This is a genomic window from Ruminiclostridium herbifermentans, assembly GCF_005473905.2.
Lineage (GTDB): Bacteria > Bacillota > Clostridia > Acetivibrionales > DSM-1351 > Ruminiclostridium > Ruminiclostridium herbifermentans.
Genome location: NZ_CP061336.1, coordinates 388,109 through 410,150, shown reverse-complemented (window position 1 = coordinate 410,150; position 22,042 = coordinate 388,109). Strand labels below are relative to the sequence as shown.

The window sequence follows — 22,042 nt, the reverse complement described above, 5'->3', positions numbered from 1 at the left end:
AATCAAAAATTTGATTAATCTGCTTATACAACAGCCCTCTTCAGGTAAACTCAATCTTCCAGTTTTTTTGATGCAAAAACCCATTCTTCAAGTATCACTCAATTCAAATTTATACTCTCATTTCTTCTACCGGGAAATACTTAATGATTCCTAATAAATACTGCTTGAGCAATGCATAATCTAAAGCATCAACAGAACCATCTCCATTTACATCTGCTCTCTCTACATTTAATAAAAAATCACCTTGTGATAACAAGTATTTCTTTACAGCCGCTAAATCTAATGCATCTATACTATCATCATCATTAATATCTCCAAAGAAAGGTGGTGGTGGCGGCGGTGTCTTAATAACATTCTCATCTAGGTAAGCAGATACCCATACCAGTGGTGCATTTAAATTAAGTTCAGAATCATTTGTTGACCAAGAATATATATTATCCATAAAGCATTTCTCTGGCGGTCTCGTCCTTGAGTTCCAGCCAGTACCCTTAACCCAAGAATCCTGCAGCCCAGAATTAGGTCCACTTGACAGAACACCTGCAGGTGGTTTAGGTGTTGAATTGTCATCTTGGTATGACCAATACATATGATGTGGATTTTCAAGTGGATTATCTCCATATCCAGTTATGTAACTCTGTAACATAGGGTTTCTTCCTAAGATATAGTCCATAGCACTAGTCATTCCATTTAAATATTTAATATTTCCACTTAACTCATATGCATAAGCCATTACAATAGCTTCATTCAAAATATATGAGTTTGAGCAATATGGGAAGCCCCTCGAACCAGAATTATCAATAGCACATTCCTCAATTGGCACACCATATCCCTGTGAATCAGCTATAGCTATAAACTTATCAGCAGCCTTTATTATGTTTTCTTTAATTGTTTTAAAATCTGAAACTGTTAATTTAGTTGGAGCCATAGATAGTGATAGCGTTCCCATTCCAGCAGTATTACACCAATCAAAGCAACCTGTTGTGTCAATGTCTATACCTTCTGTTAGCTTAGTAGGAACTTCTAAGAAGTGCTGTGAATTCTTTATATAGTCCAAGTACTTAGCCTTTCCTGTTGTAATATATAATTCACTTGCTGCCCAGTAAAATTCATCGCCCACATAATCATCACCATATTCCTTATCTAAAACTCCATATGTGAATGGTACAAATAGTTCCGGGTTAGCAATAGCTGCATCCCATGCTGTTTCTGCTGCTACAAGACATTGGTTAGCAAATTCGCTATCATAATTTTTAAAGAGACGTGAAGCTTGAGCCGCAACTGCAGCTAAATCCAATGTAGCAGCAGTACTTGGTGGCTGTAAAAAACGAACTGTTTCTACTCCTGTCAAGGAAAGAACACGTCTATCGCTCACCTTATGATGTACCATTCCTGATAATGATTTACCTGCGGGCACTTGCATTTTTAGCATTGCCTGTAAATTATAACGTGCCTCATCAAGAATATCTGGAATACCGTTTCCGCTCTCCGGAATATTCATAGTAATGTCTGCATAAGGTGAAACTTCAACATTTCCATTATACAATGCTTGCTCATATTTATTCATCAAAGTCCATGTTGCTATACTGCTATTAACCACACACTTTCCGTTGCCTTCGTCATCATTCCATCCACCAGTAATATCAAGAGTGTAATTATCAGTATTACTATTTCTAGGATCAAGACTAACAACATCCTTTGGATTTATCGCACTACGTGAGAGTTCACTTTTGTCTGCATAAGGCATCTGGATATTAATTCCACTCCTATTATGGTAGAAATACTTTATAGCATCATATTTCAAATCTGAATATAATTCATTACTAATATCAAAAGGCAGACTCTCAAACTCTCCTGAAATCAGCTTATAGCCACTACCTACAGTCATGTACGACGAAAAGTCTATTATGTGTACATTGTCGCCTGATGAGGTATCAAGCCCTTTTACTTTTGAACTGCCTGATGCGACAATCTTACCTGCACTATTTACTAAATTCCAACTTACAGGAGTTGTTGAATCAGAAACTAAAGTAGCAATCTTATTTAATGTTGGGAAATATCCTTCTTGGTTCACACGAATTTCATTAGTTGGCTCGGATGGAAGTGGCGGAGGCGGCGGTGCTAATAAATCTATAAGATATATATCATCAAAAGCTACTGTATACTGCTGCTCAGATAAACTCATATCTCCTCCTAGAAAGAAAGAAAATTCACAAACATCTTTTGTAGCATTATACATTGTAAAATTCTCTTCAACCGTTAAAGGTACATTGGCCTGTAAATTTATTGGAGACCAGCTTCTGTTATTATAATTCCAGTATTCTTCAAAAGGTTCTCCTTGGTCACCAACTTTTGCATAAATCTTGCAATTTTCTGATGCAACTACAGTAAATTTAACTTTATACTGGTGACCCTTTTCAATTGTAAGCCCCCTATGGCGAAACATAATATCCCATCTGTTCAATCCCGCATTTAATATTGTAATTTTGTACTTGCCATCTGAAATGTCGGAAATAGCTTTAGCTGGTTCATTAACTACTACGTGCCATGGAAGGCCCTCTCCTTTGTCAAAGTTGCTTGCAATTACTTCCCAATATGCAAATGAATCTGTTATAGGAAACGCAGAAATTAATATTGCAATTGCCAGTAAAAATGCAGCTTTCTTAAAAATAAAACTCTTCATAATTCCCCTCCTAATTAATTATTGATTTTGAAGATGTTTTCTAATAATAAAAACCCATTATTAATTCCTCTTCTCAAATTTCGTCTAATTAATAGTCATTTGCTCAAAGTTCCATCATTACCACTAGCTTGACATGCAATTAATATCAATTCCCCCAGATTATAGTTTCCTGTTTCATATTATTAAAGAGTTTACAAATTTTCAATATCTGTATTCCCTTTTATATATAAGCCAAATTTCTATAATCAAAAGCTTTTTTCAATTATGGCTTGCTTAACTATAGTAAATATTAATCCATTACGAAAGCTGCACTTAGCCTCCTACTGGAAAAGTAGTAATACTACCTAATAAAAACATTTTTATTAATGCAAAATCCAGTGCATTAATAAAACTATCTCCATTTACATCTGCATTAAATCTATTAATTATCAGCGACTCATTTTGAGTTAAAAGAAATTGTTTAATTATAGTTATATCTAATGCATCAATACTATAATCTTCGTTAACATCTCCAAATAAAGGTGGTGGTGGTGGTTTAATAATATTCTCATCTAAGTATGCTGATACCCATGCCAGTGGTGCATTTAAATTAATATCTAAGTTATTTGTTGACCATGATTCTGCACAATCCATAAAGCATTTCTCAGGTGGAATTTCTGCTACTTTCCATCCAGCACCCTTAGTCCAATCATCTTGTAACCCAGAGTTAGGTCCGATTGATAAACAACCAGCAGGGGGGTGAGGTAAAGAGTCATCATTTCGGTAATCCCAAAAGATGTGATGTGGATTTTCAAGAGGCTTATCACCATATCCAGTTATGTAACTCTGATTCCTAGGATTACGTCCTAATAGATAATCCATAGCTTCAACCATACCATTCAAATATTTATTGTTCTGATAACTGTAATCAAATGCATAAGCCATAACAATAGCTTCATTCAATATAAACGAATTTGAGTTATATGGGAAACCAACTGTACTTGAAACTTCACCATTGCTATTTGTTATTAATCCATCTATTGTGCATTCCTTAATTGGTACACCATAGCCTTGTGAATTTGCTATTAATATAAATTCATCAGCAGCTTTTATTATATTAGCTCTAGCTGTAGCAACATCTGAAGCAGATAGTCCATTTGTGAACATAGAAAGTGATAACGTTCCCAATCCTGCAGTATTGCACCAGTCAAAACAGCCTGTTGTATCTGCATCTATCCCTCCAGTTAAAGTTGTAGGAATCTCTAAATAATGTGTTGAATTCTTTATATAATCTAAATATTTGTCTTTACCTGTTGTAATGTATAATTCGCAGGCAACCCAATAGAATTCATCACCTACATAGTCATCTCCATATTCTATTATCCCCTGGATTTTGTACTGTAATGTTGTATACCACCTGAAATATCAAAACTTGCTTTGGCTGGGTCGTTTACTACAATATGCCACGGAAGACCTACTCCTTCATTGAAGGTATTATTACTAATTAATTCATGAGCTGCAAATGACTCTGTTATAGGGAAAACAGATATAAACATTACAAATGCTAATAATAATGCTATTTTTCTATTTAGAAATTTTGTCATACCTTACCTCCTTTATTTTTAAGACTATTGTCTTAACGAAGGCTGCTGAATTATAACTTATATAAAGAATCAAATTTGCTTTTACGTATATTTGTCATTAAGTCAAAGCCTGCAATGAAACAAAACAAGTTACAGTGTTTTTTCGAGTTTTAGACAAATACTAATCAACTTTCCCAGCTATTACTAACCAGGAAAGTTGATTCTAAATTTTCTGCCAGCAAAAATATATTAAATGCTATATAATCTAATTTTTTATTGTATTATTTATTAATTATTTAAAAGTACCTTCTTAAGTGTAGCAAAGTCTAATGCATCAACTGCGCCATCTTCATTCATATCTGCATTCTTTAAGTTTATAGAAGTACTTGAATTTAATAGATACATTTTAATTGCAGCAAAGTCTAATGCGTCTACTTTTCCATCATCATTTGCATCCCCGAGAGTAACTTGTGGTGCTGATTGAACTCCCCACATCTTGAAGTTACCGCTAACGTGAAGCATTCCAAGGAAGTAAAGCATTCCGTCATAATAACGGTATTGGCCACTTGGTATTGCAGTATTCCAGAGTTCTTCTACAAATTCTTTTGACCTTGATGTATTAGTTGCCAATGATGCTACTGCATTCATAGCAACCAGTCCTGGTGAATGGTCATTGTTTAATTTTGAACCTGATAATGTATAATTACTTGCATATGTCTTTATACCTTGTCCATAGAAGAAATTCTGTAATCTATCTGCGAAAGTAGTTGCCCAGGAGTCTTTTCCAAACCATGCATAATCCACTGCTATATTTGATGCAGTACGCCATGCATCATAACGGAAATCTCCATGTCCGCTGCTCCATGATACTTCTTTTGGAGCACCGCTGAATTCAGCATAGTCAGGTGATAAGCCCGTAGTTGGATGTGTAGTCTTTTTGAAGAAATCTCTACTAGTTGCTGCAATCTTTGACCAAAGTGCATTGTCTGAATCATCCCATAATGCCCATAATTCATAGAATGCAGGAAGGTGATAGGATGGATCTGTGAAATCGTAGTTACCAGCAGTTGGACAGAATACAACTTGATTAGCATTTTTATTAAACATGTTATAGCCTTGTCCGTCATCTGACTGATGAAGCATAGCATCAAGTATTATCTGAGCCTCTTTATTATAGTCAATTCCTGTGCTGTTATCTCCCCAACGCTTTGACGCAAAAAGCAGTGCCATTGCAAAATATTCATCACCATCAGATGCTGGAGTAGAGTCCATAATTCCTCCATTGAAGTTACACTGCCATGCAAAGAAGCCTTTTAATGCACCACTTTGATGCTGCATATATCTCTTTGACCATCTCCACAAATTGTCAAATTCCTTCTGCTTGTCCATCTGTACACAAATCATCATACCATATGACATACCTTCACTTCTAACATCACCGTTAGCAACGTCCTTTATGTAAGCCATATCATTTCCTACAGGGTAATATAATCTCTCATTGTTATCATTTCCATAAAACAGTTTATCCCATGCTGCCTGTAGTTTTGCATCAACCTGTGCTTGTGTCTTTCCAATCTCCACAAATAAGTTTCTGTAAACTCCTGTCTCATATGCTCCTGCTGCTTGAGCTTGATTACTTGCAGGTAATAATACAGATACAGAAACGGCTACTGCTAATAAACCTGAACATAATTTTCTTAATTTCAAAAAAAACACCTCACCTTTCAATTTTGATTCTAAATTGTCTTATAAATATTTTCTAATTTTGCTAAGTTTAGAACCAATTTGCCCAACTTGATTCAAATCAAAGCCGTGTGAGTCTGATATAACCATATCAGGGTAAATCCAATGTTTTTATGTTCCAAGAAAAATAGTCAGAGCATCCTTGCAGGATTCATTTGTATAGTAATTAATCCTATTAAAAAATACTCTATAGTTTTCAATTCATTCTTATAACATTCATTAGTGAGGAATACTGATTCTATTGGAATGTGATACATAAGGCAGTCCCTTCTACTAACCCAAGTATCAATGCCACTATATGCTTCCCAATATTTTTCAAGTAGATAATGACTCTAATATTATTCTCCCTTCCAGTTCAAAGATATAGTCAAAGCGCGTGACTTGCACTCTACTTTACTTTCTTTGTTCCAAAACAATACCAGACTCATAAAAAATTCCCATGTTTTTATTATCATTAATCCCCTTCTCAATCATTTAGCTTATCATGGTACTTTCCCCAGAACTTATCCAAAAATTTGGTTTCTGTATCCTCTTGAGTTTATTCATTAATCCATCACCATAAATAAATCATGATTAGTACATCCTGCAAATCGAAAAGGCTAAATTGTAAAACATATTATATTCCATTCATAGTAACCATTGCATTTCCGGCAGCAGCTACAGAACTATTAATTATATTGGGCAAAATACATAATATCTGCAGAATAAGAAGAATTGCAAACACATACTAATTCTCTTGTTCTATTAATCACCTCCCGAAATATAAATTAATTTATAAAAAGCTAGAACCACACTTATATCAATTACTGTTAGTTTAAACTTATGGCTAGGTTAAAAGCTAAAGCTTCCTTTAATGAACAATAACTTAAAGCCAAAACCAACTTGAAAAGCATGTTATTCAAGCTAATCTCCATTTACCCATACACAAATAATAATTTAAAAGTGTATAGTCATTGCTTGATTGCTTAAAATGCCAAGCAAACAATGCTAAATTAAGTGTAAACTTGGCATATTCAAGCAATGTTCAAACATAGTCTTCAAACAGTAATTGACCTCTGTTATCCCCCCAGTTAACATAGTGCAGTTCTAGCTATTTATTAAAGTAAAGCTTTCTTTAGCAATGCGAAATCAATTGCGTCAATATTTCCATCACTATTCATGTCTGCATTTTCTAATTTGATACTTGTAGCATCTTGGGTTAAAAGATACTTTTTCATTGTAGCCAAATCAATTGCATCCACACTGCCGTCACCATTGCAATCACCTATTTTAATATCAGGGTCCTCTGGATCCTCTGGGTCTTCTGGATTCTCAGGCATCGCTCCCCCAAAAAGCTTATATGCACCTGCTAATGCTCCTACAAGTCCTGCGTTGTAGTCAATTGCAACCTCTGTATATTGGAACTGATTTGCATCGTCTAAAAATCTATCATTTTGATCAGGTCCACCAACTAAAGCTCCTGTCAATAAATGTTTTGCAGGCTTAGCATTATCCCCATTTGCATATGTATAACCATTTGCCGCTCTATGATGAGGATGTATGCACCAATTACTTCCATATCCAATTATGTAGGACATTTTTGCTGGGTTTTCACCTAATATATAATCAATCTGTTTTTTTGCCATATTAAGCAGCTCTGTATTTTGATTTTCTTTGCAATATACGAAAATAAGCATAGATTCAGCTGCTGCATATCTTAAAACACCCCAGTTTGCAAGGTACTTTAATCCACCTGGTGTAGTTGTCAATTCATTTTTCCAATAATTAAAATTAAACATCACAGCGTCTTTATAAATCTGTTTACCTGTTATCTGTGCAAGTCTCAATGCTGCAGGAACATACATATCATCCCAGCACATTGTCCATTTATCTTTTAGCTTATCTTCATTCATAGTGTTGCCTAAAACAATGAATTTTTCAGCATCTGCAATATATGCTTCATCCTTTGTAGCAGTATATAGCCATGTAGCTGCCCATGCTAAATCATCTCCATAGCTAGTTGCCATATAAAAGGACTGTCCTTGTCCAACACCTTGATTTGCTTTTCCCAGTTCATAAAGTTCCTTAGCTGCCTTTAAGCAAGAGTTTGCATATGCAGCATCTTTGTTTTTATAGTTTAAATACATCAAAGCTAATGCTGCAGAAGTTTCCCCTAAAATATCAGATGCTGGATGACTTGGGTCTGCCTTATATAATGCTGGCCTTGGATTTGGCTGAACTTCTGGAGCCCCCCAATAGGTATGATCATCATTACCTTCTCCAATTTGATAATAGAAGGTATTAGCATCTGGATGTGATTTTAGAAAATAATCAGTAAAATACTTTAACTGTTCATACATCTTCGCTGTATTTCCAGTAGCATCAAATGAGTCCTTAAATTCATATAGTGCCCATCCCAATACAGCCGCTGTATAGCCCTGAGGTAATCCAAACTTTACATGGTCACCAGCATCATGGTAACCACCTGTTAAATCCAACCCAACATCTGCACCGTCATTTACATGACAAGCACTTCTCCAATCGAAGAAATTATTATTAGCAACATCTTTTCCGCATTTATTTGCATCGTAAAATACAATGGAATCTTTCAAAGCAATTGAGTAGTCATTTGCACTAGCAGCAAATGCACTTCCTGCTGGTACAAGCGAGGTAGTAAACAATACTCCGCTGAGTAATACAACTCCAATTCTTTTAGCTAACTTTTTCATTTTGCAGTCATCCCCCTTATGATTTTTTTAACTCATTGATAAAAACAAAAATTTAGATGTAAAATTTTCATATTTATCAATATTTTTACTTATCATAGCAAGCAATTTCTAAGATTCATATGGATTTATATAAATCTCAATGAATCTTAGAAATCCGCTTATTCTTAGATATTGATATGATAAAGTAAACTCTAACTACATTTGCTTCCTTGAAAAATAATATAATTATTATTCATGTACGGCTTTTTTAGCCATCAAGTAATATCTTCTTTAATGCAACTAAGTCTAAAACATTAACTTCTCCATCTTTATTCATATCAGCTATTTCAATGTCAATACCTGTAGATGGATCCAGCAAATACTTTTTCATTGCTGCAAAGTCTATAGCATCAATGTTTCCATCCCCATTTAAGTCACCTAAAAGCTTATCAGAAGCACCTTTTGCAGGCTCCTCTCCATAAACTAACTTACCATTTCTGTAAACAGTAATCTTTTTAGTTATTGAATATTCTTTACTAATACCTTCTCTACTCCAGTCATTAGTAGGATCCCAATGTGGTTTCCAATCCTTGTCTAGGTTTGCAACTAGGCCAAAGTGGAACTCTCTGTCACCATAGAATGCATTTCCAGACCAGTCAGCTTCAAAGTATGCAATATTATTTTCTTCATCCCACATATATGGGCCTTTAACTGCTACTGGCTTGTTCTCATTTGCTTTTGCTTCATCGTACATTACATCCACACGAACATCCTCTAATGTTTGTCCTGCTTCAATAAGTTCTGAAATATCAAAGAAATACTTAAATGATAATCCATCAACAAATTGAGGAGGTCTTGAAGTTTCATTATGGATATTTACTGTTATCTGCGTTCTTTCTTTGTTTTCCTGCTCTAGCTTTGCTTCTGCATAGAATTCATCCTCATAAGGCTCTTTTGGAGGGAAATTTTCAAGAGGCTCCATACCTTCACCAAAGTACTTGTACATTCCCGCTAATGCACCTACAAAACCTGCATTGTAGTCAACTGCAACCTCATTGGAAATATAGTCTGTTGTTTCATCATTATGCGAATCATCCGAATCAGGTCCACCAACCAAAGCTCCCCAAAGTGTATGTCTGTGCTGTTCAGGAACATCCATGTTAAGAGTCTTTGATCCATGTGCAGCACGGTGGTGTGGGTGTAAAGCATAATTATCAGAATAACCAACCTCATAGCTTCTGCCTAATGGATTATCTCCTAATATATAATCCATCTGTGTTTTTGCCCAATCAGTGACATCCATATTGCCAGTATATTTTGTATATACTACTGCACATAACTGAGCTGCTGAATTGTAACGAGCAGAACCATAATTGTTAAGCATACTGAAACCTGCAGGGGTCTTTGCTAAGAATGTATTATCCGTTTTGTCAGCATGCGGTATCCCTGACCAATACTCAAGATTCCATCTAAATAAATACCAATCTCTCTCTGTATTTGTTATAGGAGCTAATTTAGCAAAAACTCCTCCCCATACTGTATCCCAGCAATGTACCCAGATATTCTGCCATGTATTCTGTGTGTTCTTAATAATTCTTCCCATATACCCAGTATAAACGCCGTCATCACTAGTAGAAATTATATCATCAATATATGACTGTTCACCTGTAGCAATATTGAGCCATACAGCTGCCCATGATAATTCATCTTCATCAAAACTCGAACCATAGAAACCACCAGAATAACCTAAACCACGATTTTCAACTGCAAACTTGTAAAGTGCTTTTGCAGCTGTAAGGAATGGTGCTGCATACTCTGGTTCAGTATCCTTAAAATTCAAATAATGAATAGCCATAGATGCTGCTGCGCCTGCACATTGGTCACTAGCAGGTGTTTCTTCAGTAGCAAAATAAGCAGGACGTGGAACTAATTCTTTAACATTTAATTCAGGTGGCTGCCACCAGTTATGATCCTCGTTTCCTTCTCCAACCTGATAACAGAAGGCAACAACTTCACCTTTATCATCTAGGAAAGTTGAACGTAGTAAATAATCATTTCCCCATTTTAGAAGATCTATCATGTGATCTTCTTCATTAATTTTTTGATAGGATTCTCTGAACTCATAGAATCCCCATCCTATTGTAGATATTGCATAAGTCTGCGGCAATCCAAATTTAACATGGTCTCCTGCATCATGGTATCCCCCACGTAAATCCAAGGTTCCATTTCCATCTGGATCTAAGAACTTTTTATTTTTGTCTATAAAGGACTGCGACATATTTGTTCCAGTTTTCTTCGCAGTCATTGGAGTAAGTGGTACTTCACAATCCTCAACATGACAATCACCTCTCCACTCAAGCCTTCCTCCTGTTATTCCAGGACCGCACTTATTTGCATCATAAAAATACATTGATTTTTGAAGTGCTTCGGCATAATTGATATATGGAGTTCCTGTTGAAGCAGCTGTTGCAGTATCAATATTTATACCAGTAAACAATGTTGATATAACAGATACTGCGGTAAGAAAAGCTATCGTTTTTCCAATATACCTTTTCATTTTCAAAATTAATTCCCCCTTTTCAATAAATCTATAGATGCAGTGGTACCTACTATTTATTTATAATGAGTAGGTACACACCAAATCTAATAGAAAAAATTATACATATTGCTACATAATGATTTATAAGCCTTAGATAAACAAATAAATATATTCGTTAATATTGGTTAGTTTAAAAGCTTCTTTTTCAATAATGCAAAGTCAATTGCATCTATATTTCCATCACTGTTCATGTCTGCATACATGTGTTTTATTTCAACATTATTATCCAGTAAATATTTCTTTAAGAGAGCAAAATCTATTGCATCAACACTTTTATCATTATTGATATCTCCAATTTCAAAGCCAGTGCTAAATTTGCCCATAACTCTGCCTTCAGATAATGCTGCCTGGTAACTATCAGTACCAGCAAAATTTGCAGTTATATAGCTATCCACACTAACTTCATTATTAAGCATGGTATCTGGTATATTTATATTTACTTTTGCAATACCTTCTCCATCAGTATAAGAAGATCTCATATGAATTACAAAACCAGGCTCAACATCTTTTGAAGACCAATGTATCTGCATTCCCTTAAGTGGACTTCCTGATGCATCAGTAAGCTTGAATTTTGCTTCACAAGATCCCTGTGAAATATCAAAATAGTTTTTCCCTTCAGGGTACACTGGCTTTAATATTGTTTGTGTAACTGAAGCTCCACCTGCTGGTTCTTTTCCAGCTAGTCTTATGAAGTTATCACCTTCATACACTACAAAATTTGGAGCATAGCTTCTAGTTCCACTTACGTAAGTCTTATCCCAATTCATATATGACCAGTCGTTAGTTACATCCCATTGATTAGATGCAGAACTTACAGTAAAGTCTACTTCAGGACCTCCCACTTCCCAGCCATAGCCTGGATAAATGTCTGTACCTGATAAATCGATTGTAAAATAATATACTTTATTTTCTTTATCCCATACAGTAGGTCCAGTTACCTTAGACCATTTTTGAGACTTTATACTTACATCGCTGATGTCATTTGTATCGAGTGTAAAGAAATAGCGTAATTTTAAATTATTCTTAGCACGAGCAGGCCATGCAGAGCGGTTTTCAACTGTCAATGAAAACTGAGTTCCTGATGTACCGTTAAAATATGTCTTTGCAAATACAGGGAATTCATCCTTTTCACTATAAGGCTTATCTGGCAATGGGAAACTGCTGTCTGGAATAGGATTTCCGCCGAATTCTGCATACATTCTAGCAAGAGCTCCTGTTATACCTGCATTATAATCTATTGCAACCTCATTACATATGTAATCGCTTACTAAATCATTAAAGCCATCTGTTGCAGTTGGGCTTCCAACAAGGGCTCCATATAGTATATGACGGTGTTCAGATGGAACATCCATTGTTTGTCCCCATGAACTGTGTGCTGTACGATGATGTGGATGTTGAGGATAATTTTCACCAAAACCAACCATATAGCTTGCTTTACGTGGATTATCTCCTAGTATGTAATTTATTTGCTTTACAGCAAAGTCATGATAGCGAGCCTTTTTAGTAGCATCAGCTAATTTGTCTGAATAAGTAAATGCAAACAATGCTGTAGTTGATGCATATCTAAATGAACCCCAATCGTCTAGTTTTGCATGCCCACCAGGAGTATATGTAATTTTTGTTCCGTCTGCATTATGCTCTGTACCGCCAACTGTCCACCAATTTAACCAGCGTTCAGCGTCCTGTGAATATTCTGCATTAGTAGGGTCTATCTGAGACATCAATACATAACATCCAAAGGATTGATCATCCCAGCAATGTGCCCATTTATATTTATGTACCGATTGATTTGCTTCTTTACCAATTCCGTTATAATACTCTTTTGCCTTATTTAAATAGCTAGCTCCGCTTCCTGCCTTCTGAGCTTCCATTCCTTTATAAAGCCATATAGATCCCCAAACCAATTCATCATTATAACCACTATGAGAGGTATATGCTGCTGCTCCCTGTGGATCAGTTTTTTTGATAACATCGGAGAACTTTCCTCTGTATTTATCACCAAAATCATATAGTTGCTTTGCATGAGTTAAAAGCTTGTCTGCATAAGTGGGATCTGAATCTCTGAAAACTATTGATGATGCAGCCATAGCAGCAGCTGTTCCCATTGCTACTTCTGTTCCAGGATTGTCTTTATCCAGCTTTATTGCAGTTCTGTCATTGGTAATATGTGTAACTTCTATTGGCATCCAGTTATTATGATCCATTGCAGTCATACCAACCTGTGCCCAAAAAACATTTTCACTTGTATGACACTTAATGAAATAATCATTTACCCATCTTAACTGGTTTTGAAGCCATTTCATTTGTCCACTTTTAACATACGCATCCTTATATTCTATAGCACCATATGCAAGTAAGCTGGCAGTATAAGCACAAGTTATACCAAACTTAATATTATCACCTGCATCAACCCATCCACCAGTTAAATCAATACCTTCCTTTTGTCCATCAGTTAACTGAGAATCTCCACGCCATGGAAGTCTTGTTGGAATATCTGATGTTGATATAGCTCCAGAACGTTGAGCCTCATAGAATAAAATTGATTTCTGTAAAGCTTCTCCATAGTTAAATAAAGGAGCAGCTGACGTTGTAGATTGAATTCCAAATTGAGTTACTATCAATGATGCAGCAAGGATAAGGGCATAGATTCTACTTTTTTTTACTTTAGCCATTGTACACCCTCCACTCATTTTACTTTTTAAAACTATATTAAAATCATTATTAAGTTAGCAATTACCTATTGTACATTTATTTCGCCTCTAGTGAATGTAGCAGTAATCTTATTTAAGGAGTTATCTCCAAACGCGCCTGCAGTACCGTTTGTTATTGTTGTTGTACCTTTTTGTGCATCTTTTTTAATTTTGAACTTTATATTCGAAATTATACCAGGCTTAGTTATTGTATCCTTACCATTACTACTACTTGTATATAAGTAACTTACCATACCTGTTGTTTCAATAACTGAATATTCTAAACTTGAATCTATATTTTCTGTAATATCTCCTGGCAATACTTCTACTACCTCAAGTACATTAGTATCATATTTAATATTAAAATTACAACTTCCTATACCAGCTTCAGGAACAGTCTCTACCTTCACAGGGATTATTACTGTTTCTTCTGCTGAAGCAGTAGCAGAACCTATAGTTATCTCTACGTCACCTTTTACTACTTCATTGCTTGCTGCATCTGTGCTACTAGTTGATGCATCATTTGTATCCTTCGTATCTGATTCAGAATTTGATGCTGTAGTTTGATCATCTACAGTAATTGTTGCAGCTGCATTATCAGCTACTGATGAATTATCAGAATTAGATGTTAGCTTCACTATCCCAAATATCGCTAATCCACAAACAATAATAATTGATACGATTAATATAGTTTTTTTCATGTCCTTATCTCCTCATTTGATGATTTTTTTAATTAACAGAATAGACTTTGGTTATATAACCATTTAATCCTTCTGATGTAACTACACATTATATATAGAATAAAATAACTAGTTTTTCTTTCTGCTTATATTCCTATATATTAATTGCTATCTCATAGCGCCTGCTTAATCAGAGCCAGTTCTACAATATGAAATAATACTTTAGCTATTATGCAAATTAAGATAATAAATTCATATTTTAAATGTCGTCGGCGTATATGGAGTTAGCCTTTTAACACCAAAATATATGATTATTATTTTGAAATCAGACTGCCTTTTTCTACAAACTTTTAGGCAGATTGTATACTCATAAATTTTCCATTTGTATTGGAGAATAGCTTAAAACATTAAAAAATAAGATTATGCAAACATAGTGCATTTAAAACACTAAAAAGCAATATACGTTTTATTACATTTTTGAATATGTATGATAAGCTTAAAAAATGCGATGTATAGATTTTGGTGCATTAATCATTCTTATCGCATTTTGAATAAGTTAAGCAATGACCATACACTATTATTATTTTGTGTGTCACTGTCGATACCAGTGAGATATAGATTATTTAGATTTATCTTAAAACCCGACATTCTTTATGCAGAATTCGCACACGTTATTTCATACTTTTTTGAAAAATCAACTTAGAAATGATTTGAAACAAACTACAATGCTTCTAAATTTATACAGATAGGAACTATAGAAATGCATGAAGCATTTCTATAGTTCCATTTTTAAAATCCTAGAATCTTAGAAGCTAGTAATAGCACCTAATAAATACTGCTTAATTCTTGCGAAGTCAAGAGCATTTACATCGCCATCACCGTTAACATCTGCATTCTTCATATTTATTTCTTTACCTGTTAACATGTACTGTTTAACAGCGGCAAAGTCTAATGCATCTACATTGCCATCACCATTAGCATCACCTAATAATCCACCTGGATTTGATCCACCTTCATCGTTTGCTTTTTCATCAAGGTAAGATGTTATCCAAGCTAAAGGAGCATTCCAGTTAATTGTTACTTCGTTTGTTGACCATGATTCGATATGATCCATGAAGCATTTTTGTGGTGGTCTTGAACCTGCAGACCAACCTGATCCCTTAACCCAAGGATCTTGTAATCCAGAGTTAGGTCCACCTGATAAACATCCAGCAGGTGCTGTTGGGAATGAATTATCTGCTTGATAAGCCCAGAAACGGTGATGTGGGTTTTCAAGTGGATTATCACCATAACCTGTTACATAGCTCTGAACATTAGGGTTACGTCCTAAGATATAGTCCATAGCTGTAACTGCACCGTTTAGATATTTTGCATCGTTACTGAATTCATATGCATATGCCATAACAATTGCTTCGTTAACAATAAATGAGTTTGAACCCCATGGATAACCAATTATTTCTATTCCGTTAACAGCAACTCTGCTCTCTTCAATTGGTGCTCCATAACCTTGTTTATTAGATATAGCTATAAAATCATCTGCTGCTTTCTTTATATTAGCCTTAGCTGTAGCAACATCAGCTGCTGGTAAACCATTTGGAACAAGTGCAAGTGAAATTGTTCCAAGACCTGCAGTATTACCCCAGTCAAAACATCCTGTAACTCCAAGAGCTTCTCCACCAGTTAATGAACTTGGTTCTTCAAGATAATGCTTTGAAGTCTTAATATAATCTAAATATTTAGCTTTTCCAGTAGTAACATATAATTCACAAGCTGCCCAGTAGAAATCATCTAGAACATAATCGTCACCGTATGCTCCACCACCGGAACTCTGCTCCATAGGAGCTAATATATTAGGATTCTTAACTGCTGCATCCCATGCTGTTTCTGCTGCTGTTAAGCATGTATTAGCAAAGGAAGCATCAAATTCTTTCCATAGACGTGAACCCTGTGCAGCTATTGCAGCAAGATTCAATGTAGCTGCTGTACTTGGTGGTTGTAACCAACGTGGTTGTTCATCCTGGTCAGGACGTACAGCAAGTGCTGTCCACTTTTCGTCATGTGCTTTATGGTGAACCATACCAGCTAAAGTATTACCAGCTGGAACTTGCATCTTCAATAAAGTCTTTAAGTTGTAACGTGATTCATCGAGAATGTCAGGTAAGCCATTTCCACTCTCAGGAATATTCATTGTATCATCTGCATAAGGAGCTATAGATACATCTCCTAAATACTTTGCGCGCTCATATTGATTTTGTACTGTCCATGTTGAAATACCGCCATTAACAACATATTTACCATGGTCACCAGCGTCGTACCAACCACCAGTTATATCCAATGAATAATTAGCTTGATAATTCTTTGTTGGGTCTGGCTTAAGTACATCGTTTGGATGTCCTGCAGGACGTGTTAAATCTTGACGGTCAGCATATGGCATCTCAATCTTTATACCACTTCTGTTATGATAGAAATATTTAATTGCATCATATTTCAATTTAGTATATAAATCTGTTCCGATATCAAAAGGTAAACTCTCATCAGAACCTACAACCAATTTATAATTTTTGCCTTCAACATTATATGTTGAGAAGTCAATAATATGAACATCATCACCAGATGATTTATCAAAGCCCTTTACAGTTGTTTTTCCTGTAGCAACAACTGTTCCAGAACTGTTCTTTAATGACCAGTTTTGTGGAGTTGTTGAACTTGATACTAAAGTTGCAACTTTAGCTAAGTTAGTGAAATATCCTACCTGATTTACACGAATTGCATTTGTTGGTTCTGGCACTGGCTCAGGATATCCCTTGAACTGAGGATCTGACAAATAAATGTCATCGAATTTTAATGTGTATGGAGTTGCTGAAGTAACACAATCTCCACCTAAATGGAAAGCAAATTCGATAGTATCCTTAGTAGTATTAGCTGTGAAAGTTTCTGTTACAGTCTTCTTAACGCCTGCCTGTAAATCTACTTTAGCCCAGCTTCTGTTATTGTAGTTCCAATATTCCTCATAAGGTTCACCTTGGTCACCTATTTTAGGATATATTTGGCAATTTGCTGTTGAAGTTACTGAGAACTTAACAGTATATCTGTGACCGCTTTCTAGTCTTAGACCTCTATGACGTAACTGAACATCCCATCTGTTAACACCTTTGTTCTTGATTGTTACGTTGTATGTTCCACCTGAAATGTCAAAATCAGCCTTACCTTGGTCTGATTCAACAACGTGCCATGGAAGGCCTTTTCCTGAATCAAATGTGTTTTCTTGAATTAGTTCACCAACACTGAAGTAGTTACCAGTGTACTCTACTGCAAATACTGCTGAACTAAATGCACTTGTTAGTAGCATAACTACTGCTACTAATAATGAAATTCTTTTGCATAGCCTTTTTTTCATACTTACCTCCTATAATTTTTGGTTTTATTTAAAGCCTGATGCTGTTGCAATTCATCACGTAACCACATTCGTTGTGAGATATTCAGCGCATTAACATGCCAAGTTTTGTGGTTGGAATATGTATCGCAACAGTATCATACTTTATAACTGGATAATGTGCTATTTTACTAGCTTACATATTCAATATCAGTCCCTCATTCCTATATGTAAATAGCTAAATTTAAGAAAATAATTTTTGCTATGAAAGGCGGATATTAAGCAATATCTTTTATAAATTTGGATAGCATTAATCCATAGTGGGTTTGAAAATACAGATTTTCTATCCGCTTTTATAAACAGTTACATAACCTTTACTAAGGGACTATAACAATTAACTTTTATCATTTCTACTAATCTAAATTATTATCAAGCTTTTACAGGCAACTCTGTAGTAGTGCCTAGCAAATACTTCTTTAAAGTAGCAAAGTCTAGTGAATCAATGCTACCATCTTTGTATGTATCAGCAGCTTTTAAATTGATTGTTGTACTATTATCTAGCAAGTATTTCTTTAATACTGCTAAATCAATTGAATCAACGCTCTTATCGTCATTAACATCACCATATAAAACATCTTCTACAGGTGGTGTACCTCCTGCTGGCTCTGTACCGAATACTTTAACGCCATTATCATAAACAGGAATGTATTGAGTTAATTCTACTGTACTACCAGCTTTGATTCCCTTATATGAGAAATCATTTGTTGGATCCCAATAATTTGTTCCATCAGGTGCTGATATCCTGAATTGTACTTCTCTTCTATGTGCAGATTGTCCACCTGGATAAATATTCTCACCTGTCATATCTATATTGACATAGTAAATATTTTTTGAAGTATCCCAAGGTAATACTTTGGATATTGTAATTCCTTTACCTTCTGAATAATTCATTCTAACTGCAAGGCTTAATGGGTCAACATTAGCATTTACAACTTCTGTAAGATCCATAAAGTATTTGAATGAAAGCTTGTCTGTCACTCTTGCAGGCCATCCTGTCTGGTTATATACAACAGCCTTTATCTCAGTATAAGTAGGACCAGTTGAATTTAAGCTTGCTTTAATAATTATTTCGTCGTTTGTTATCTCTTCAATTGCCTTAAAGTTTGGAATTGGATCTCCACCGTATTTTTCATACAATTTTGCCAATGCTCCAGTAAAACCAGCATTGTAATCATCTGCTATTTCATTATCTACAAAATTATCTATTTTATCAGAATAAGCATCCTTACTGTCAGGTCCTCCAACTAGTGCACCATATATTGTATGGCGATGATAATCTGGATTAGTCATTTGATCAGTCCATGAACTATGTGCTGTTCTGTGATGTGGATGCTTAGGTGGATTTACACCATATCCTACCACAAAACTTCTTCCTGTACTTCCAAGGGCATAATCAACTTGACTCTTAAGGAAGTCATTATATATGGAAACCTTTGATGGTGTACATAATTCACTTTCTGCCCAAACTCCAGCAAGAAAAGCTGTTGTTGTAGCATGTCTTAGTGAACCCCATTGGAATAACCATGCTAATCCTTTTGGAGTGTATGTAATTCTCTGTCCATCAACTCCAGTTGTCCAATAATCTAAATGTCTTTCAATGCTTTCAATATAAATTGGTTTTTTTGTAATTCTCGCTAGCAGTAATTCAGCACCATAGTGTACATCATCCCAGCATTGTCCCCACTTGTATGCTATAGTTTCTGACTGCTGCTCTCTTCCCCAATTATCCACATAGGATTCTGCTTTAGTTAAGTAAGTGCTATCGTTTGTTGCCATATAAATCCAGGTTGCTGCCCAAGATAATTCATCCCAAAATGCAGAAGAACTATAGAAATTAGCAGCTGCCTTTTGATATCCAGTATCGCTTCTTGTTGCATCAGCAAAAGCAAATAGTTCTTTTGCATGTTTTAAGCATGTAGCAGAATATTCTGGATCACTGTCTTTAAATACTATTGCCGCTGCTGCTAATGATGCAGCTGTTCCAGCTGATACAGCTGTTCCAGGGTTTGAACTGTCTAGCTTATATGCAGGCCTGTCCATCTGCATTACTTCCGCAGGGCCCCACCATGCATGGTCAACTGTACCATTTCCAACCTGATAATAGTATACATTTGGTGAAGGATGACATTTTATAAAATAGTCATTAGCCCATTTTATAGCATCCTTTATGTATTTCAATTGGCCGCTTTTTTCATATGCCTCTTTATCTTCATATAATGACCAAGCTAACATTGTTGATGTATAAGACATTGGTAAATTAAATTTTACGTGATCTCCAGCATCATACCATCCACCAGTTAGATCAAGTCCTACATCTGAACCATCTTTTAATCCAGAGTCACCTCTCCAGTTATCGCGTTTATCAGCTGGGAGAGCTCCAGAACGCTGGAATTCATAAAACATAATTGATTTTTGCAATGCTTCACCATAATTAAAGGTAGGAGCAGCAGTTGCTTGTGGTTTTGGAATCAGTGTTAAAATCAGTGCAGCTGCTACTGTAACAGCCATAATTTTCTTCACTGCATTATTAACTTTGCGCATTATTTTATTACCTCCCTTAAACTCTTACTAGCATTTTTATTTGCTAAGCAAAAATATTTTTAAGTTAGCAAAATCAACAGCATCTATGTTTCCATCTTCATTCATATCTGCTGCTTTTGTGTCTATTTCATTGAATGATTGTGACAAAAGAGCTTTCTTTAATGCTGCAAAATCTAGTGCATCTACTGATCCGTCTTTATTAACATCACCTTTTGTAAATGTAGGAATTTCTACTTTGTAGTTATATAGATTTGGAAAGTTTCCGGTTGTATATAGTAGTACAAGCATTCTTAGTGAATTTCCAAAATATACATAAGAACCTTGATCTTTTACTTTTACATTTTCATTATAAGCACTTTTTGCATATTCACTGTCTGTACCTGTCATAGCTGCTGCAGCTCCGCAAGATACAAATGTAGCTGTGTGATTTGAATTTATCTGATTTCCTGTTATTGTATATCCATCTTTAATATTTGTGATACCTATTTTCTTAAAGAAATTAGATATTTGATCGCAGTTTGTTTTCGCTTTTGCAGTACCGTACCAACTGTAGTCTATTGCTGTTCTCCATTGATAACGGATTGCATCGTATAAGAAGTCGTAACCCATTCCGTTTGCTGGTCCACCTGCTGCAGTACACCAGTCTGGAACAAGACCTGTATTTGGATTTTTAGCTCTGTCTATTATCTCATAGCACTTATCAGCAACTTTAAGCCATTCTGAATTTCCTGTGAAATCTGCGTAAATCCTATACCATGCTGGCGCAAAATATGATGGATTTACACAACTAGTTCCTCCCCAAGTATCACCGTTTTTAATTATATATGTACCTCTTTCAACCATGTGGTTGTAAATCTTACTGATATATGACTTCGCTTCTGATTCATAGTTAACTGAACCGTTTGAACCCCATTTTTTATGAGCAAATACTAGCGCAACTGCAATATCTTCATCAGCATCAGTTGCTGCACCTATTCCATCATTGCCTATTATATTTCCATTTGCATCAATATGCCAAGACATTAATCCATTTGAATTAAAATAACATTTTACATATCCATATAAGTCATTAAATAGTTGCTGCTCTCCGAAATATACTGCAAGTAACATACCATATCCAAGACCTTCTGATACGGTATCATAGTTAGTAGCAGCATCTCTCTGAACTCTTTTAAAACCTCTTGCTCCATTACTTGTTATGTGTGCGCTCTTCCAAGATTCCCACTCTGCTTTTACAAGCTGGTTAGCTGATGATTGGTCATCTGCCAACGAACTGAACGCACCATATGGATACTTTGCATTATATGGGAATGGAGCTGCATCTGCTGCATTTACAAGAATAGTTGGCAATATCAAAGATATTAAAAGTACTACTGTCATTACGAACGTCTTAGCGCTTTTAAATTTCATGCTACTCATCATACTTT

Annotated in this window: 11 protein-coding genes; all 11 read right to left on the bottom strand. The window is 35.4% G+C overall.

The genetic code is table 11. The features are described 5' to 3' along the window. Positions 1 to 109: 109 nt before the first annotated feature. Complete coding sequence (locus EHE19_RS01780; protein WP_137699056.1) at positions 110 to 2,680, bottom strand: glycoside hydrolase family 9 protein; 2,571 nt, start codon at positions 2,678 to 2,680, stop codon at positions 110 to 112. A gap of 312 nt (positions 2,681 to 2,992) precedes the next feature. Continuing rightward, positions 2,993 to 3,979, bottom strand: coding sequence for a glycoside hydrolase family 9 protein (locus tag EHE19_RS01775; RefSeq protein ID WP_244648375.1), 987 nt, complete (start codon positions 3,977 to 3,979; stop codon positions 2,993 to 2,995). A gap of 59 nt (positions 3,980 to 4,038) precedes the next feature. Continuing rightward, a complete protein-coding gene (locus EHE19_RS01770) occupies positions 4,039 to 4,263 on the bottom strand; it encodes a hypothetical protein (protein ID WP_137699054.1) in 225 nt (74 codons plus the stop codon). 267 nt (positions 4,264 to 4,530) lie between these two features. After that, a complete protein-coding gene (locus EHE19_RS01765) occupies positions 4,531 to 5,949 on the bottom strand; it encodes a glycosyl hydrolase family 8 (protein WP_137699053.1) in 1,419 nt (472 codons plus the stop codon). A 1,133-nt stretch (positions 5,950 to 7,082) separates the two neighbouring features. After that, a complete protein-coding gene (locus EHE19_RS01760; RefSeq protein WP_137699052.1) occupies positions 7,083 to 8,693 on the bottom strand; it encodes a glycoside hydrolase family 9 protein in 1,611 nt (536 codons plus the stop codon). A gap of 247 nt (positions 8,694 to 8,940) precedes the next feature. Next, on the bottom strand, positions 8,941 to 11,229 hold the full coding sequence (locus tag EHE19_RS01755; RefSeq protein ID WP_171003657.1) for a glycoside hydrolase family 9 protein: 2,289 nt from the start codon (positions 11,227 to 11,229) through the stop codon (positions 8,941 to 8,943). A 167-nt stretch (positions 11,230 to 11,396) separates the two neighbouring features. Beyond that, positions 11,397 to 13,943: a glycoside hydrolase family 9 protein gene (locus tag EHE19_RS01750; RefSeq protein ID WP_137699050.1), complete on the bottom strand. Its 2,547-nt coding sequence runs from the start codon at positions 13,941 to 13,943 to the stop codon at positions 11,397 to 11,399. Between the two features lie 65 nt (positions 13,944 to 14,008). Next, entirely contained in the window at positions 14,009 to 14,662 is a 654-nt protein-coding gene (locus EHE19_RS01745; protein ID WP_137699049.1) for a cohesin domain-containing protein, read from the bottom strand. Between the two features lie 784 nt (positions 14,663 to 15,446). Then, positions 15,447 to 18,038, bottom strand: coding sequence for a glycoside hydrolase family 9 protein (locus EHE19_RS01740; protein ID WP_137699048.1), 2,592 nt, complete (start codon positions 18,036 to 18,038; stop codon positions 15,447 to 15,449). A gap of 405 nt (positions 18,039 to 18,443) precedes the next feature. Further along, positions 18,444 to 20,582, bottom strand: coding sequence for a glycoside hydrolase family 9 protein (locus EHE19_RS01735; RefSeq protein ID WP_137699061.1), 2,139 nt, complete (start codon positions 20,580 to 20,582; stop codon positions 18,444 to 18,446). Positions 20,583 to 20,651: 69 nt separating this feature from the next. Beyond that, entirely contained in the window at positions 20,652 to 22,025 is a 1,374-nt protein-coding gene (locus EHE19_RS01730; protein WP_483313995.1) for a glycosyl hydrolase family 8, read from the bottom strand. Between the last annotated feature and the right edge of the window lie 17 nt (positions 22,026 to 22,042).